This is a genomic window from Paenibacillus sp. Soil787 (assembly GCF_001429545.1).
GTDB lineage: Bacteria > Bacillota > Bacilli > Paenibacillales > NBRC-103111 > Paenibacillus_E.
In genome coordinates, this window is record NZ_LMSP01000008.1 from 17,343 (window position 1) to 34,506 (window position 17,164).

Annotated in this window: 14 protein-coding genes and 1 pseudogene; 14 read left to right on the forward strand and 1 reads right to left on the reverse strand. The window is 45.4% G+C overall.

Translation table 11 applies throughout. From position 1 onward, the window contains the following. Positions 1-113: 113 nt before the first annotated feature. Positions 114-920 (forward strand): DeoR/GlpR family DNA-binding transcription regulator, encoded by an 807-nt coding sequence (locus tag ASG93_RS10190; RefSeq protein ID WP_056831502.1) that lies wholly within the window; start codon positions 114-116, stop codon positions 918-920. 142 nt (positions 921-1,062) lie between these two features. Here ASG93_RS10190 and ASG93_RS10195 read toward each other — a convergent pair whose 3' ends face one another. Continuing rightward, positions 1,063-1,494, reverse strand: coding sequence for an Lrp/AsnC family transcriptional regulator (locus ASG93_RS10195; protein WP_056831504.1), 432 nt, complete (start codon positions 1,492-1,494; stop codon positions 1,063-1,065). Between the two features lie 125 nt (positions 1,495-1,619). On the opposite strand from ASG93_RS10195, the gene ASG93_RS10200 reads away from it, so the two are divergent. The 13 genes and pseudogenes from ASG93_RS10200 (at position 1,620) to ASG93_RS10260 (ending at position 17,151) form a co-directional block, all read left to right on the forward strand. Continuing rightward, complete coding sequence (locus ASG93_RS10200; protein WP_056831506.1) at positions 1,620-2,366, forward strand: MBL fold metallo-hydrolase; 747 nt, start codon at positions 1,620-1,622, stop codon at positions 2,364-2,366. 75 nt (positions 2,367-2,441) lie between these two features. Continuing rightward, positions 2,442-2,809 (forward strand): annotated as a pseudogene (locus ASG93_RS10205) (4-hydroxythreonine-4-phosphate dehydrogenase PdxA); the annotation flags it as partial. A 673-nt stretch (positions 2,810-3,482) separates the two neighbouring features. Beyond that, positions 3,483-4,481: a LacI family DNA-binding transcriptional regulator gene (locus ASG93_RS10210; RefSeq protein ID WP_056831508.1), complete on the forward strand. Its 999-nt coding sequence runs from the start codon at positions 3,483-3,485 to the stop codon at positions 4,479-4,481. A gap of 16 nt (positions 4,482-4,497) precedes the next feature. Then, entirely contained in the window at positions 4,498-5,370 is an 873-nt protein-coding gene (locus ASG93_RS10215; RefSeq protein WP_056831511.1) for a carbohydrate ABC transporter permease, read from the forward strand. Between the two features lie 13 nt (positions 5,371-5,383). After that, complete coding sequence (locus tag ASG93_RS10220) at positions 5,384-6,226, forward strand: carbohydrate ABC transporter permease (protein ID WP_063891840.1); 843 nt, start codon at positions 5,384-5,386, stop codon at positions 6,224-6,226. Between the two features lie 103 nt (positions 6,227-6,329). After that, the gene (locus ASG93_RS10225; protein WP_056831513.1) at positions 6,330-7,634 is read left to right on the forward strand and encodes an ABC transporter substrate-binding protein; all 1,305 of its coding nucleotides are present in this window, start codon (positions 6,330-6,332) and stop codon (positions 7,632-7,634) included. A 68-nt stretch (positions 7,635-7,702) separates the two neighbouring features. Beyond that, the gene (locus ASG93_RS10230; RefSeq protein ID WP_056831514.1) at positions 7,703-8,968 is read left to right on the forward strand and encodes an amidohydrolase family protein; all 1,266 of its coding nucleotides are present in this window, start codon (positions 7,703-7,705) and stop codon (positions 8,966-8,968) included. A 2-nt stretch (positions 8,969-8,970) separates the two neighbouring features. Then, entirely contained in the window at positions 8,971-11,010 is a 2,040-nt protein-coding gene (locus tag ASG93_RS10235; protein WP_056831516.1) for a hypothetical protein, read from the forward strand. Positions 11,011-11,119: 109 nt separating this feature from the next. Continuing rightward, on the forward strand, positions 11,120-11,782 hold the full coding sequence (locus ASG93_RS10240; RefSeq protein ID WP_056831519.1) for an aspartate/glutamate racemase family protein: 663 nt from the start codon (positions 11,120-11,122) through the stop codon (positions 11,780-11,782). Positions 11,783-11,828: 46 nt separating this feature from the next. Further along, positions 11,829-12,749: a class II fructose-bisphosphate aldolase gene (locus ASG93_RS10245; protein ID WP_056831521.1), complete on the forward strand. Its 921-nt coding sequence runs from the start codon at positions 11,829-11,831 to the stop codon at positions 12,747-12,749. A gap of 17 nt (positions 12,750-12,766) precedes the next feature. Further along, positions 12,767-15,199: an alpha-mannosidase gene (locus ASG93_RS10250; RefSeq protein ID WP_056831523.1), complete on the forward strand. Its 2,433-nt coding sequence runs from the start codon at positions 12,767-12,769 to the stop codon at positions 15,197-15,199. Beyond that, the gene (locus tag ASG93_RS10255) at positions 15,200-15,862 is read left to right on the forward strand and encodes a class II aldolase/adducin family protein (protein WP_056831525.1); all 663 of its coding nucleotides are present in this window, start codon (positions 15,200-15,202) and stop codon (positions 15,860-15,862) included. Next, positions 15,859-17,151, forward strand: a complete 1,293-nt coding sequence (locus ASG93_RS10260; RefSeq protein WP_056831527.1) for a four-carbon acid sugar kinase family protein — start codon at positions 15,859-15,861, stop codon at positions 17,149-17,151. Before ASG93_RS10255 ends, ASG93_RS10260 begins: the two co-directional genes overlap by 4 nt. The last annotated feature ends 13 nt before the right edge of the window (positions 17,152-17,164 follow it).

Consider the following 17,164-nt stretch of genomic DNA (forward strand, 5'->3'; position numbering starts at 1 on the left):
AAGAGATATTAGAATTTGCATATCTTCATTGAGAAATCCCCAATCAGAAATCCCTTTCTGATTCGGAAACTAATAGTGTAAAGGTATTCGAGGATTAAAGGGGGATAAAAATTATGATTGCCATACATCGCAGAACCAAAATAAAAGAAATTCTCTTCCAAGAACGCAGTGTTAAAGTAGCTGATTTGGTGAAGGAATTCAATGTCTCCGAAGAAACTATCCGTCGCGATCTGAACCAATTAGAGCAGGAAGGCATCATTCAAAAAAATTACGGCGGCGCCATTTTGGTAGAAGAATTGCAAAATAATTCACAAATCATTCCTCCAGTCGAGCAACGGAGATTCCAATTTTATGAGGAGAAAGATGCCATCGGCAAAATGGCCGCTTCGCTTGTGGAAGGCAATCAAATCGTCATATTAGACGCTGGTTCAACAACCTGGTGTGTGGCTCGTCACCTACGAAATGTGCCAGAGCTAATGGTGGTTACCAACGGAACAGATGTAGCGGAGGAAAGCAGTCAAAATGAAGATGCTTCAGTCTTTGTCATTGGCGGCAAGCTAATTAAGAAATCGATGAGCCTTGTTGGTCCCCAAGCGGAACTAGAGCTGCAAAAATATAATGCCGATTTCTCCTTTTTAGGAGCTTCTGGTATAACTATGCGTAAAGGATTCACAAGCTCTGATCTCTATGAAGCGGAAGTAAAGCGGGCCATGATATCAGCAGGACAAAAGATTGTCATTGTTGCGGATCACAGTAAATTCGAGCGGCAGGGTCTGATCTCTTTTTCCAGCTTTCAAGATGTTGATATTTTGGTTACAAGCGACTTAGTAGAACCGAGTATTCTTGATGAAATCCGCCAGTGCGGTGTGCAGGTGATTGTTTGTCCTGTGAAGGAATTGATTCTAAATGAAGACGAATGAGAGTTAAAAGAATAGTGGGTGGTCCGAAAAAAGCCTTAATGGCATCTAGGACCCCTGCTTTTTTAATTGAATTTTACCTTTTGGATAAGGAAATTTAGTTTGGGGTTCCAGCTGTCTAGCGGAATAATATCTCATTTGTTTCTTATTTGACTTGGCCAATCGATAGGCTTACTTTGTAGTTGCCATACTTCAAGAGTTCATCGAGAAAATCATTCAGTTCTATTGGCGTGCCGACGCGCACCCGCATCCAGTAGCACCCTTCGCCACTTACGCGATGCGTTTCAGCGACCTTATCATTTTGTTGAACAAACGTTTGAAATAAATGATGGGCGGTGTTCGATTTCATGAAAACGGTAACAAAGGCGTGCACGACTTGCCCTATTTTGTCCGGATTCCAGCGTAGCGTATACCCCTCAATGACACCAAGATCCTGCAGCTTTCGCACGCGAGCTCCAACCGCTTGCCCAGTCAAGTGAACAAGCTGACCAACTGCCTTGTGGGACTGGGTAGCGTCCTTTAGCAAGTAATTCAATATGCGAAGATCTACTTCATCGATCGTATGGTTGCTTAACATTAGGAAATTCCTTTCAATGTGAAAATGAAAGCCGATTTTTCGTTTCACCATGTCGTATTCGCTTTTTCCGGCTTATCCTATAATTGTATCAGAACCATAAACAAAAAGATAAGAGGTATATGACAATGAAACTTCAATTGATTCGCCACGCAACGCTATGGCTGCAATATGCAGGCGTGAATTTCTTAATTGACCCGATGTTCTCTGACGCAAAGGTGAACCCGCCGATCCCCAATTCAACAGACGATAGACGGAATCCGCTTGTTCCGCTGCCTTTTGCAATTCATGATGGATTTCACCCGGACGCTGTACTCGTGACCCATTTGCACCGGGATCACTGGGACGATGCGGCTGCAGCAGCGCTGTCGAAAACAACGCCGATCCTATGCCAGCCTGACGATGATGCAACGATCGCTTCCTTTGGTTTTACTTCGGTGACTACAATTAATGAGATCTTAACGTTCAAAGACGTGACGATCATTCGAACACGCGGGCAGCACGGTACAGGTGATATCGGGAAAAAAATGGGGCATGTATCAGGCTTTGTTCTCAAAGCGGACGGCCAGCCGACGCTGTATATCGCGGGGGACACGGTTTGGTGTGACGATGTGAAGCAGGCACTAGATGCTAATCGGCCTAATATGATTGTCGTTAATGCTGGCGGCGCGAGATTCGCGGCGGGCGACCCCATTACGATGGATGCGGACGATGTGGTAAGCTTATGCCGGTACGCACCGTATACAAAGGTAGTTGCCGTACACATGGATACGATAAATCATTGTCTCGTCACGAGAGTGGATTTGCACAGTCGGCTGACGGCCGAAGGACTGCTTGACCAAGTCGCGATCCCAGGGGACGGTGATTGGGTATAACTTAAACAAGGTACTTAAAAAGAGGGGAAGGTTCAACTGCTTACATGAGCAGTGGGCTTTCCTTTTTTTTGTAATAATCCACTCGCGGGAGAGAACAGTCTCTTCGGCTAGGGGAAGAAGATGAAAAAGTTGTACCTAGTGTCAAGAAAGCACAGGATGAAGGCATTCAAGTAGTCGGGCCTCTACCGGCGGATACGTTATTCTTCCGAGCTACGCGCGGAGACTTTGACTTCGTAGTTGCCATGTATCATGATCAAGGACACGACCCGATCAAAGTACTGGGGTTGGAAGTCGGTGTTAATATTACCGTCGGACTTCCGATTATTAGAACCAGCGCAGACCATGATACGGCTTTTGATATCGCCGGCAAAGGCATTGCCGATGAGCAAAGCTTAAAGGAAGCTTTGAAGCAATCAATTGAATTAGCTCCTAAGCGTGAATAATAATCCACAAAAAACTCCTTTCCGGTGACCGGATTGGAGTTTTTTGTGTGCTTATGGCTTCAATTTAAAAGCAATAGAGGGCGCTCCCCCTGATGATGTAAATAGTGCAGCTATTTCTAGCCAATCTCAGCCATTTTGAGAGTAATGCTGCAAAAAGTGCATCAAATTCAAGGCATTCTCTTCTTTTTGGGCTGAAATGCTGATATTTGATGTAGCAAATACAGCTTCTCATCTGAAAATAGGCAGTAATGCCACAAATTGATGCACTTTTTGCATGTAGTTGTCTTTGACGCAGAACCATTTTTTGTCAGTTCTCTCGCCTGTGTGCTAGGGTTGTTCACTTGTTAAATTAAGAGTTGACAATCTCATGTGCAAGCGATAACATGTAAACATACGAATTGCCATAATTGAAAGTGGGAACGATCCCAAACATGCGTTGAAGACTTAATAAGCAAGTCCCTTTTTTTTTGAAAACAAAATGGGAACGTTCTCAAAAAGTGAGACTAACCATCGAAGTAAGTAAAAACAATCCTTTATCCTGAAAATGGGAACGTTCTCAAAAGTGAGATCAACCATCGAAGTAAGCAAAAAACAATCCTTTATCCTGAAAATGGGAACGTTCCCGAAAATGAAAATTCAAGTGCTATTATTCGAATATAGAGGGGGGCAGCCGATGAATCCAACAATTCATGACGTCGCAAGAGTAGCGAACACATCAAAAAGTACAGTATCACGTTATTTAAATGGTCAAAAGGTAAAGAAAGCAACAGAAGAGGCCCTTGAGAGGGCGATTATAACTCTTAATTACCATCGGAATGAAAATGCACGAAGATTAGTCATGAGTCGGACGAATACGATCGGTATCGTGGTCGACAACATTTCGAACATATTCTACTCGGGCATTATTAGAGGAATTGAAGCCGTGGCCAATAAGAAAGGCTATAACTGTATATTCTATAGTGGAACGTCAAATGCCAAACAAGAGGCGTCCTTCCTCCATCTACTGTTTGAAGGACAGGTTGACGGTATTATCCTTCTTAGCTTCCAGAAACGCGATCCACTTGAACTGGAGCGAATGATGGATGTTCCTTATCCGCTTGCATTAATTGGCGATCATGGGGAAATGGACGGCTTATTCTCAGTTGATATCGACAACGCATCTGGTGTTGCTGATCTGGTTACCTACCTGCATGAATTAGGGCATCGTCGAGTAGCCTATATTTCGGGTCCTAGTCATATGGGACCTATCAAGTACCGACTGAAAGGCTTGCAGCAGAAGATGCACGAATTGCAAATGGAATTCCGGCCTGAGTGGGTCGTGGCGTCGGATTGGACAAATCAAGGCGGATATGAGGCTATGAAAGAACTGCTTAAAGAAGAAGGCTATACGGCAGTCATTGCCTCTAGTGATGAAACGGCGATCGGTGCGCTTCGGGCCTTACAAGAGCAAGGGATTCAAGTACCTAACCAAATATCGATCGTCGGATTTGACGATATCACTTTGTCGAGTTGGGTGTCCCCGCCATTGACAACAGTTCGCCAGCCTCTACAGGATGTAGGGATGAAGGCAGCGGAAGGCTTGTTTGCCCAAATAGAGGGAGAAGAAGTAGAGAGAACGTCTCATTTATTTAAACCGACACTTGTGATTCGTCAATCTTGTACCAAACTTTAGAAAAGAGTTGAGACCGATGATTTCAAAAATCAATAAGTCGAATTACGGATATCTATTTGTAGCTCCATTTTTTATAGGATTTGGCATTTTTGGTTTGATTCCGATTTTATACACGTTTTATTTAAGCTTTACCAAATGGGATGGATTTACGGATCCTGTTTATGTCGGCTTGGCCAATTATTCACGTCTTTTGCACGATACGTACTTCTATCAAACGATAGGGAACACCTTAATTATTTGGGTCATGTCCATTGTTCCACAGCTGATAATAGCCCTCGTTCTTGCAATTATTTTGAATGAGAGATTCATCCGCGGCAAGCATTTTTTCAGGGCTGTTTACTACTTTCCTCATATCATTACACCGATTACACTTGGCGTCATGTTCAGCTTAATGTTCGACTGGCAAACGGGTTCGGTCAATAAAGTGCTGATGGATTTAGGGATCGTTAGCGAGCCAGTGAACTGGTTCAGCAGTCCTTGGTGGTCGCGCACGATTGTATCGGGTGTCATTTGCTGGCAATATTTCGGGTTTAATCTGATCGTGTTTATCGCGGGACTGCAATCCATTTCTGATGAAGTGTATGAAGCGGCCAAGATGGATGGGGCGAATAAATGGAAAAGCACCCTATATATTACGCTCCCGATGCTGCGTCCTGTCTTTCTGTTCACCTTCATTACCTCAGTAATTGGCGGTCTGCAATTGTTTGATGCGCCACTGATGCTCGGAGATGGTCCTAATAATACGACCCGAACAATGGTCATGTACCTTTATCAAACGGCATTCAAAAATTTCGATTACAGCTACGGAGCAACAGTCGCGTATGGTATTTTCGTTGTTGTCATGATTTTGACGGCCATCACAGCGAAAGCTTCAAAGCTCAATGAGTAGGAGGTGACGACCCTTGGTTAAGAAAGCGTTTCAATTCGATTGGTTTATTTTGAAAATCATCATCTATGTGGCGTTAATTGCGATAGCTTTGACTTGCTTGCTGCCTTTTTACAGCATGATCATTACTTCCACGCACACGAACTCAGACATTGCCCGGAAGCTGCTCATCGTGCCTGGGGATCAGTTCTTCGTGAACTATCATAGGCTCATTGAAACCGTTAACATCTGGCGTGGTTTAGGAAATACGCTATTCATCACTATAACGGCGACGCTCATTAATGTGTATTTTGCTGCGTTAGCTGGGTATGGATTCTCGAAATACAACTTTCGTTATAAAGGTGTATTATTCATGATCACCTTAGGGACAATGATGATTCCTGGGCAATTGGGGATTATTGGATTTTACAAATTAATGGATGTTTTCCATATGTTGAACACTTATTATCCGCTCTTGCTTACGTCAGTCTATAACGCATTTGGTATTTTTCTGGTCAAACAGTTCGCGGACACATCGGTACCAACCGAAATTATCGAATCCGGAAGAATCGACGGGTATGGTGAAATGCAGCTTTTCCATCGCATCATTTTACCGTTAATGAGTCCTGCACTTGCTACGCTAGCGATCTTTGCTTTCATTGGGAAATGGAATGACTTTTTAGTTCCGATGATTATTTTGTTTGATGCCGACATGCAAACCTTGCCAGTCATGATTGCGAGTGTCAAATCGCAGTTTTCATCCGACTTTGGCGCTCAATACGTAGGAATTGTGATATCGGTCGTTCCGATTCTGGTGTTCTTTTCTTTTATGTCCAAGCGAATTATTAACGGAGTTGCGGCCGGAGCCGTGAAGGGCTGATGCGTAGACATTGAGAGGAGTGATGCGTGCCAATATTTTATCGTCATTTTAACCAGTAAATCATCACTTATACTTGTAAATTAACTCTAAGGGGCGAAATATCTTGAAAGCACAAAAATGGGCTTCTATTTTAATGACAACGGTACTTGCGACAGGTGTTCTAACGGCTTGCGGTTCTAAACCAAATAACAATAATATAGCAACGAATAGTCCTGCGGCATCGGTCGCACCGGTAGATCCGGCTAAGCTGTCCGGAACTCTCTCGCTATGGACTTTCTTTGATGGAACAAAAGGCATTGCGACCGCATTTGAGAAGAAATATCCGAATGTCAAAGTTGACGTTAAGGTGTTCCCTGGCGATCAATACCAAATTAAATTATTGTCAGCACTGCAATCCGGCAAAGATGTGCCTGACGTACTTGACCTTGAAAGAAGTTATGTTGGTAAATTCATTGAATCTCCGTTCTTGATGGATTTAGCACCAATTGGCGCTGCTGATTTAGTCAAAAATTACATTCCATATGTCTCTGAGCTTGGTAAATCGTCGGACGGCAAAATCAAAGCGATTTCTGACCAATCCTCTCCAGGCGGCTTCTGGTATTTGAAAGAAAATGCGAAAAAGTTCCTCGGTACGGATGATTCGGCCCAAATCAGCGAAATGGTCAACAGCTACGATAAAATCGTTGAGCTTGGTAAAAAAGTTGCAAAGCAAAGCGATGGCAAGGTTCATTTAATTGCTAATACAGGGGACTTGAATGACATTGCCAGCTATAATACACAGCCTTTCTATGTGAATGGCAAATTAAATGTCGATCCGAAATGGGAAAAAGTATATAACAGTCAAAAAGAAATTCGTTCGAATAACGTAGATGCGAAATTACCATTCATGTCAGCGGGCTGGGGTAATGCACTTAACGACGGAAGTGTTGTATTGGTAGCGATGCCTGCTTGGGCAACATTCATGATCGGTAACAAAGATAACAAAGCTGTTGGTAAGTTTGGCGTTGCCAAAACACCAGAAGGTTTCTACAACGGTGGAACATTCCGTGCGATTTATAATAAAACGGCTAATAAAGACATCGCAGCTGAGTTTATCAAATTCTCTGCAAGCGCTGAATGGCAGAACGCAGATCTGATTGCAAGAGGGAACATGCCAGCACTTCAAAGTGTTTATGATGCAAATGTAGATAAGTATACAGCTCCTTTAACTGGCGATCAAAAAGTACTGCAGCCTTACTACGCAATGATGAAGTCAATGCCAGTGATTAAGTCAGATAAATACAGTGATTCGATTCTAGGTCTCTGGAGAAAAGTAGCAAGTCAAGGACTTACAGACAATAAAAGCTATGCGGATGTTGTAGCAGCCTTCCAAAAAGAAGTGAAAGCAGCGTTCCCCGAGCTTCAATAATTGCAAAAAAGAAAAGCGGCTGTTTCGTAAAGAAACAGCCGCATATTTAGAAGGAGAGAGACCAGCTAATGAGCATCCTTCATGATTATGTTAACCGAATCCGCATCATTGACGGTCATGAACACCTCGCAACACCGCAAATTCGAAAAAAAGAAAATCATGATTTGTTTTCCCTGCTGCATTACTTGGACTCTGATTTTTATAGCGCTGGCATGAAAATGGGTGCGTTAGGAAGACAAAGCTCACTAGATGTGGAACAAAAGGCTTCCTTGTTTATGGATTATTGGCATCAAACGAAAAATACAACGTATGCTCGGATGTTTCGTACAGCAATGGAAGATTTATATGAGCTCAACGAGTGGAACGTAAATGGCCTACTAGAGGCAAATGAAAAAGTGTCCCAAGCAACGCACAATCCTAATTGGTATGAGCATGTGATGGTCCAAAAGTCCGGAATTGATCTTGCCTTTACACTAATCCAAACAACGAAATTGGAATATGAGCGGTTTCGACCCATCATGTTTATGGATTTTACTTTCAAACTACGAACATTAAAGGATATCACTACTGTCGAGAGAATGTCTGGCGTTACGGTCTATCAGCTGCGCCAATATTTGGAGGCAGTAGATACCTTATTGCATAAATATGTTCAGGAAGGCATGGTCGCAACAAAGTTAGGGCATGCCTACTGGCGCTCTCTATCCTGCGGTAAACCGACCTTCCATGAAGCGGAGCTGGCATTCAATCGTCTGCTCGGCTGTACACTGGAGGAGTCGCTCTCCCAAGCAGAAACACAAGCGCTGCAGGATTATTTGATCCATTTTATCATCCAGCGTTCGATTGCCTATGATCTACCGATTCAAATTCATACAGGTCATCATGAAGTAAGTGTTTCTTCCAACGGTAACACATTAACGAATTCGAATGTGGAATTGCTGATTCCTCTGCTGCTGGAATACACAGAAGCAAGGTTTGTTCTGCTCCACAGCGGCTACCCGTATTATTTGCCTTATTTAAGTATTATAAAAAATTTCCCGAACGTCTACGCAGATTTTACATGGGTGTATATCATTTCTCCGACGGCGGCTAAACAAATTATGCATCAGGTAATTGAAATGGTGCCAATGACGAAAATTCAAGGATTTGGCGGCGACTATAACTTTATCGAGGGGACATATGCCCACCAGAAGCTGGCCCGCAAAGTGGTGGCAGATGTATTGACGGAAAAGGTGGCCGATGGCGCACTTGACGAATCAGAAGCTATGACCTTTGCTGATCGGATTTTCCGAACAAATTTAATCGAATTATATAAGCTAAAGGGTTTGGAGGAATAGCAATGCAGTGGAAGTTATCGGATAACGGCTTAGAGCATGCAGTGAAGGCATTTGAGATTACTACGACTAAATCCAAGCAGCAAGCAAGTCTTCGGTTTTCCAATTTGTTATCGGCAAGCGGCAGGAACGGGGAGCAGGAAATCGTACCCGTCGATGAGATAACGTCAACATCTGAGGGGCTGCAGGCTTCTGGGGAATCAGAAAGCTTTGAAGTACGATCAAGCTGGAAACAGATGACCGATATTTGCGATTATTTCGAAGTATCCATGGATGTGGAGTACAAGGGCAAACAAGCTTCTGCTTACAATTTGCAGTTTGGCTGCAGTCTTGAAGGAACGGGCAAACCGGATTGGATGATTCCCGGCGCTTTTTACAAAGAGAATCGATTCGAGAAAAATCTGCGCCCTTACCCTCGCTATGACTTTAAAGGCGGCGACCCTCAACAAATGGTATCCGATTATTGGTCATTTCGTGCTGATCGTGCAGCTCTTCCCGCGGTATTCGCTTGGAATGACGGGATGTGCGGAGCTCTTTGTACGGATGAAATGTCTCCGCTTGGACTTAGTGGTCTAGGCTTTCGAGGCAATGAAGCAGGGACGGAAATTTGGCTTAACTTTCCCTACAAGGAGGAGCCCGTTACGTTCATTGGGAACGCTGTGCCAGCACCAGCGGATTTGCATATGCATACGTTCCTACCGGGAGAGAAAGTAGTGCTTCACTTCTATGTTTACGCAGGTACTTCTGACGCGCACAGTTACAATCCTTTCGTTCGTCAAATGTATGCTATACATCGTCAAGCACATGGGCTGAATCCTTGGATGGGCTTGGAGCAAGCAGCAGAACTAACGGCTCATGGCTTGTACGAATGGCACTATGATAAAGAGAACGACATTCTTAGAGAAACGGCTGCTTTCGACCGTGAGTTTAACAACAATGTCAAAGGAATGGGCGATCGTCCGCACATGCACGTCAGTTGGGTAAGCGGTGTGCCTTATGCCTATGCTTTGTTGACTTATGGCAGGAAAAAAGAGGCTTCATCCTATATGGAAGCAGGCATCCGAGTCTTAGATAAAATCGCAACAGGGCTTGCGCCGTGCGGAACGTTCTGGGCTTCATGGGAACTCGGGAGAGGCTGGACGGCGGGCTGGAATCCGAAAAAGACGTGGCTGCAGGCCCGAACGGTATCTGAAGCAACGTTGTTCCTAGTCAGGGCGCTTGCTTTTGAGAGAGAAGCAGGTGTCATGCATCCTGAATGGGAGCATGCTGTTCTTTCCAATCTTCGTTTCGCTGCGGAACATCAACGCTCTGATGGGAACTTCGGCTCCTACTATGATTGCGAGACTGGCGAAGTACAGGAGTGGGATGGCGCAGGCGGTATGCTGTGGATTGCAGCTCTTTTGGAGGGAGCCTCGTACTTTGAAGACGAAGGTTTCGCAGCTTCTGCAGTTCGGGGAGGAAGCTATTACGAACGATTCATTCGTGACGAATATATGTATGGCGCTCCCGAGGACGTCCACTTAACACCAACTTCGGAAGATGCTTACAACGCTGTCGTGTCTTACGTTCTGTTGTATGAGTTCAATAATCAGCCGCTTTGGTTGGAGCTTGCTTCTAGTGCCGCGGATTGGATGATGACTTTCCGTTGGACGTACAACTTGCAATTTCCTAAACATTCTCTTCTGGCCCAGTATGACTACTGTTCGCGCGGAGCGGATCAGGCCTCAACATCCAATCAACATTTACACAATTATGGACTTTTTGCAGTACCGGAAATGCTCCGGCTATGGACTTATACAGGAGACCGATATTATCTAGATCGTACGCGAGATCATATTTCTTGTTTTCTGCAGTTTATCGCACGCGAAGATGGCGACTTCAATGCTTACAAAGGAATGGTAACGGAACGTTTCTACAATACGAATTGCTTCCAGCCGAAGGGAATGATGCTGACGCTATCGCATTCATGGTGCATTGGACTTATTTTATACGCGGCTCAGGCTTCCTTACCTTATGAAAATGAATTAGATTTATACGAACGATAATTGAAGTGAACTAAGGTCAAATAGGCTGCTGCTACGCAGCCTATGGAACTTTTGGGAACGTGCCCAAAATACCAAAAAATGTGCTGCAACATGCAAAGGAGCGATTTTGATGACAAAAAAACTAGCCATTATCCATACAACTCCTGTAACGGTGGAAAGTTTAAAAGCATTAGCCGCAGAGCTTCTGCCTGGGGTTGAAGTGATGAATTGGGTGGATGATTCCATTTTGCCTCAGCTCGCAGCGAATGGCGGGCAAGTCAATGAGATTGAAGAGCGGTTCCTTCAGTACGCTCAGATTGCCGAGAAAGCAGGTGCTTCTTGCATTTTGAGCGCTTGCTCGTCTATTGGTGAACTGGTTGCCTGCGTACAGCCTAAGCTCCGTATTCCCATCATTCGTATCGACGACCCGATGGCAGAGTTGGCGGTGAATTCAGCACGCAAGATTGGTGTTGCGGCAACGCTCGAAACGACATTGGAGCCGACCAAACGAATGCTTATCAGCAAAGCAGAGCAAGCTGGCAAAGCGGTGCAAATTGATACAGTCGTCGCAAAATCTGCTTATCAGAAGCTCCTCGCTGGAGATAAAGATGGGCATGATGAAGAACTCGCATCTGCACTCCGCAATCTTGCAGCCAACACAGATGTCGTTGTGCTTGCGCAGGCTTCTATGGCCCGCGTGATTTCACAATTTGCTCCAGAGGAACAAACCCGTTTTCTGAGCAGCCCGCGTTTAGGTATGCTGCGGGTTAAACAAGTCATGGATCAACTATAACGTTATCTTATTATTTAGAAGCTTTATATAAAAGGAGACATACTCGATGACAAACACAACACCAACTGCACCGGTAATCACATTAAAACAAGCACTTGAGATTTCTGAAGCGAACCATTTTGCGATTGGCTCTTTCTCGCCGCGTTATACCCCAATGATTGCTGCCGTTCTGAAGGCGGGACAAATCGCAAACTCACCGTTAATTGTTCAAATTTCACATAAAGAATTGATTCGTTATGGGATTACAGCGGCTGAATTTGGAGAAGAATTTTACCGTCAAGTAAAAGAGCAGCAAATCACAGTGCCTGTCGTACTGCATTTGGATCACACAAAGGAATTAGAAACCATTAAGGAAGCAATTGCAGCAGGCTTTACGTCGGTCATGATTGATGCATCGGAGAAACCATTTGCCGAAAATGCGGAGATTAGCAAGGAAGTTGTGGAGTATGCCCACACGAAAGGCGTTTCCGTAGAAGCTGAGCTTGGAATGATTGGTACAACAGACTTCGTTGAAACGGATAAAGACGAAGAATTATATACGAATCCACAGGAAGCGGCTGAGTTTGTCGCAATTACCGGTGTTGATGCGCTAGCTGTGTCTTGCGGTACCGCGCATGGCGTGTATGTCGTGAAGCAGCCGAAAATCGACTATGACCGCCTGATGGAAATTCGCAGATTGACTCCGGTTCATCTTGTCCTGCATGGCGGTTCGGGTGTACCTCCTGAAATGATGCGCAGAGCCTACCAATTGCCAGGCGGCGGTGTTAGTAAAGTGAATATCGCAACAGATTTGGAGCTTTCGCTGCTCCAAGCACTTGGACGTGAAGAGCGGATGACTAATGAAGAATGCAAGAACTTAGCGCCAGATAGGCTGCAAGTTGGTCGTGATGCCGTCACTCAAACCGTGATGGAAAAAATGAAGCATTTTTTGAACAGCGCTGGTAAAGCGGACGTTTTTAATAAATAGATCGGGGGATTCTCTCAATGAAAGATAACAAAATGTATATGATTGGTAACGCACATCTGGATCCGGTTTGGTTATGGCAATGGCAGGAAGGATTCCAAGAGGCAAAAGCTACATTCCGTTCTGCTCTAGACCGAATGACAGAGTCCGAAGATTTTATTTTCACTTCCAGCTCTGCTGCGATGTACGAGTGGATTGAAAATAACGAGCCTAAGATGTTCGCGGAAATCAAAAAGCGCGTGCAGGAAGGACGCTGGAATATTGTCGGCGGTTGGTGGATTCAACCTGACTGCAACATTCCGAATGGGGAATCCTTCGTCCGTCAAGGGCTGTACGGTCAGCATTATTTCAAAGAGAAGTTCGGGGTAACAGCTAAAGTTGGCTATAACGTAGACAGCTTCGGGCATAACGGTATGCTGCCGCAAATTCTGAAGAAGAGCGGGATGGATTATTATGTGATGATGCGTCCGATGCCGAATGAAAAAGGGCTGCCAAGCCGTCTGTTCATGTGGGAATCGGATGATGGCTCACAAGTGATGACATTCCGCATCATGTATGAATATTTGTCTTGGGGCAAGGATTTGGAAAACCATGTACGCCGCTGCCTGGGCGAATTCAAAGAGCCGCTCAATGAGTTGATGCTGTTCTATGGCGTTGGCAATCATGGGGGCGGTCCAACGAAAGAAAATATCGAGAGCATTCGCCGCATGAACGAGGATCCATCGCTGCCTAAGCTGGAATTTGCAACGCCGGATGCATATTTCAAAGAGATGGAGAGCAAGAACTTAAAGCTGCCGGTCGTTCATGATGATTTGCAGCACCATGCTAGCGGCTGCTACGCGGCGCATTCAGGCATCAAGCATTGGAATCGCAAAGCAGAGAATCGATTAATGGCCGCAGAGAAGTACTCTGCGCTTGCTTCATGGATCACGGGTCAACCTTATCCTGCGGAGTTCAAGCAAGCTTGGAAAAATGTGCTCTTTAATCAGTTCCATGACATATTAGCAGGAACCAGCTTGGAGTCTGCATATGAAGACGCGATGTATTTGTATGGGGAAGCCATGGCTATCGCGGATCGTTCCCTTAATTATGCGGTTCAATCTTTATCATGGAACATCAACATTGAGCAGGATGTAACCATGAAGCCGATTGTTGTTTTTAATCCTCATGCATGGGAAAGCCGTGTAAACGTTGAGCTGGAAGTAGGGGGCATTAAACCCACTACTGTTTTGCTTGATGACAAGGGGAATCCGGTGCCATTCCAGACGGTGCAATCGCAAGCTTCTGCAAATGGCCGTTTCCGTCTTAGCTTTATGGCTGAGCTGCCTTCCATGGGATATCGGGTGTACAAATTGGTGGCTGAGTCAACCTCGCTTAAACCGGTTGGTGAACCGATCCAAGCTAGCGATTTAGTCATGGAGAATAAGCGTTTCCGCTTGGAATTCGATAAAGAAACAGGCTACATCAAAAGTTTGCACGATAAAGCGGTCGATCATGAAGTGTTTAAAGGAGATGGAGCCAAGCCCATCGTCTTGGAAGACAAATCGGATACTTGGAGCCATGATGTGCTGCATTTTAACCAAAAGGCTGGCACATTCAAGGCGAAAAAGGTGTTCCGTGTCGAGCATGGCCCCGTTAAATCGGTTATCCGTGTTGTCAGTGAGTATGGCAGCTCAAAGCTAGTTCAAGATTTCGCCATGTATCCGGACCGCGATCAAATCGATGTACAGGTGATGGTGGATTGGCGCGAATCCTTCAAAATGTTGAAGCTGGTTTTCCCAGTGAATGTCATCTTTAGCAAGCAAACCTACGAAATCCCTTACGGTACGATTGAACGTGAACATAACGGCGAAGAAGAACCAGGATTAACTTGGATTGATTACTCCGGTGTGACTCGTAAAGGCAACATCATGTATGGCCTCAGCCTGATGAATGATGCCAAATACAGCTACAGCATTCATAACCAAGATATGGCATTGACTGTATTGAGAAGTCCAATTTATGCACACCATGTGCCTTATGAGCCAGATCCGAACGGCGAGTACTCCTTTATTGATCAGGGCATTCAGCGTTTCTCTTACTCCTTGCTGCCGCATGAAGGCACATGGGAGCAGGCCGGTACAGTGAAGCGTGCTGCGGAACTTAACTGTAAGGCAATCGCGGTTATCGAATCGTTCCATGAAGGTGAACTCGCTCAAACTGATTCCTATGTGAAAGTAAACCGCGACAATATCGTTGTTAGTGCGATCAAGAAAGCCGAAGACAATGAGGACCTCATTATTCGTGTTTATGAGACGAATAAATCCGCTACCTCAGCCGAGATTGAGCTGCCTAGATGGAAGCGTGTTATTAAGGCGGATTTTAACCCATGCGAGATCAAAACCTTCCGCGTGCCGAAGAATCCGGAATTACCGATTAAAGAAACCAATATGCTGGAATGGGATGTGGAGTAGATGGAGGCATCGGTTTGGCAGCAGCTGCAGGAAGCCGGGCGTTATATGCTGAATAACGGCTTGGCTTGGGGAAACGCAGGCAATATCAGTGCGCGGACCAAAGCTGACCACTATTTAATTACAGCAAGCGGTACAGACCTAGGGGAGCTCAGCGAAGGCGACTTCGTTGAGTGCTCTTTCTCTGAGGGAGGTTCATCGTCCTCAGCAGCAGGGAAGAAGCCATCCAAAGAAGTGCCCATGCACCAAGCGATTTATGAATCTCGTCCTGATGTAGGGGCCGTGCTTCATGCTTCACCCTTTTACAGCACGATGCTAGCCTGCTCGACAGAACATTTGCCATCCGAATGGTTTGTTGAAACGATGTATTATCTGGAACGCATAGAACGCGTTCCTTATTTTCATCCAGGCTCACGTGAGCTTGGTGATGCTGTGCGGGAAAAGGCATGTAAAGCGAATGTGCTTTTCCTCGAAAATCACGGTGTGCTTGTTTATGACAAGAATGTGAAGGAAGCACGCATGGCCATGCAGACACTTGAAATGGCTTGCCAGATGTATGTGATGGCGAAGAGTTCGGGGATTTCCCTGCGTAAGCTGCCAGAAGACGTGGTTCAAAGCTTCTTGAACGAGTCGGGCTATAGGCCAAGAAGGAGGTTCTCCGATTGATTGGTATTATAGCAGACGATATTACAGGGGCTAATGACATCGGCATCATGTACGCTAAAGCAAACATCAGCACGCATGTCTACCCGATGGAAGCGTGGACTGGGAGAGAACAGAGCAGTGGTGCCTATCCGGAAGTGCTTGTTCTCGACACGCACTCCCGATTAGATACGCCGGATGATGCTTACACGAAGGTGTACCAGATGACGAAGCGGCTGCAGGAAGCTGGGTGCGCACGTTTTATTAATAAAACGTGCTCCGTTTTCCGCGGCAATATCGGGACAGAATTCGATGCTATGCTTGATGCACTAGACGCATCCTTTGGCATAGTAGTGCTTGGTTTTCCGAAAAACGGACGTACTACGTTAAATGGCATTCATTATGTATATGGTAAAAAACTGGAAGAATCCGAGTTTAGAAATGATCCTGTGCATCCGATGCGCAGCTCCAATTTGGTCGATATTTTACAATCACAAACGGACCGCCGTGTAGGACTTATTCCCATTCATATTGTAGAACAAGGTGTTTCAGTGTTAGAGGAGCAAATTGCAGTGATGAAGCAATCAGGCTTAACCTATGTCATCCTCGATGTGCGTGATCAGCAGTCTCTGAAGACCATTGCGCAAGCCGTTAAGGAGGAACCGATTATTTGCGGAAGCTCAGCATTGGCCGAGGAATTGGCGTTGTTAGAAAAGCCGAATGCCCTGCAAAAGGGTGTTCTGAATAAGCTGCCGGCGCTTGGACGCTCAGCTGTTTTGTGCGCCGCAGGCAGCTTAATGCCGCAAACGGCTGTGCAAATTGCCTATGCAAAAAAGCAGGGCCTGACAGCGTTGGAGCTCGATTCCTTGCTCTTGTTTGACCCAATTGAGAAGCACACACTCTGCAAGCAATTGGTCGAACAGGCGTCGAGACTTCTAAAGGACGGTCAGGACGTACTCATTCACGCCTCGAATAGTCCGCTTAAGGTGGCGGCGACGAAACTAAAAGGTATTGAACTCGGCTACGGCAATACGGAAGTGTCCGTTATCGTTTCGAATGCGCTGTCCGACGTCATACAAGCGGTCGTCAATGAAACAGGGCAGCAACGTCTGCTCAGCGCAGGAGGGGAAACGTCCGCTGCTGTCTGCGATAAGCTGGGTATTGGCGGACTGAGCATCTGGCAAGAAATTGAGCCGGGTCTGCCATCCTGCTTAACACTGCAAACGCCGCAGCGCTTCTTGGTGCTGAAATCAGGCAGCTTTGGCAGCGAACCCTTTTTCATAGAAGCGATTGAACACTTGAAACAAACATAACCTTTGTTAGGAG

Coding starts and splice junctions, on each gene's coding strand:
- ASG93_RS10255 (WP_056831525.1), top strand. CDS start 15,200: ATGGAGGCATCGGTTTGGCAGCAGCTGCAGGAAGCCGGGCGTTATATG.
- ASG93_RS10210 (WP_056831508.1), top strand. CDS start 3,483: ATGAATCCAACAATTCATGACGTCGCAAGAGTAGCGAACACATCAAAA.
- ASG93_RS10190 (WP_056831502.1), top strand. CDS start 114: ATGATTGCCATACATCGCAGAACCAAAATAAAAGAAATTCTCTTCCAA.
- ASG93_RS10250 (WP_056831523.1), top strand. CDS start 12,767: ATGAAAGATAACAAAATGTATATGATTGGTAACGCACATCTGGATCCG.
- ASG93_RS10235 (WP_056831516.1), top strand. CDS start 8,971: ATGCAGTGGAAGTTATCGGATAACGGCTTAGAGCATGCAGTGAAGGCA.
- ASG93_RS10200 (WP_056831506.1), top strand. CDS start 1,620: ATGAAACTTCAATTGATTCGCCACGCAACGCTATGGCTGCAATATGCA.
- ASG93_RS10195 (WP_056831504.1), bottom strand. CDS start 1,494: ATGTTAAGCAACCATACGATCGATGAAGTAGATCTTCGCATATTGAAT.
- ASG93_RS10245 (WP_056831521.1), top strand. CDS start 11,829: ATGACAAACACAACACCAACTGCACCGGTAATCACATTAAAACAAGCA.
- ASG93_RS10230 (WP_056831514.1), top strand. CDS start 7,703: ATGAGCATCCTTCATGATTATGTTAACCGAATCCGCATCATTGACGGT.
- ASG93_RS10215 (WP_056831511.1), top strand. CDS start 4,498: ATGATTTCAAAAATCAATAAGTCGAATTACGGATATCTATTTGTAGCT.
- ASG93_RS10240 (WP_056831519.1), top strand. CDS start 11,120: ATGACAAAAAAACTAGCCATTATCCATACAACTCCTGTAACGGTGGAA.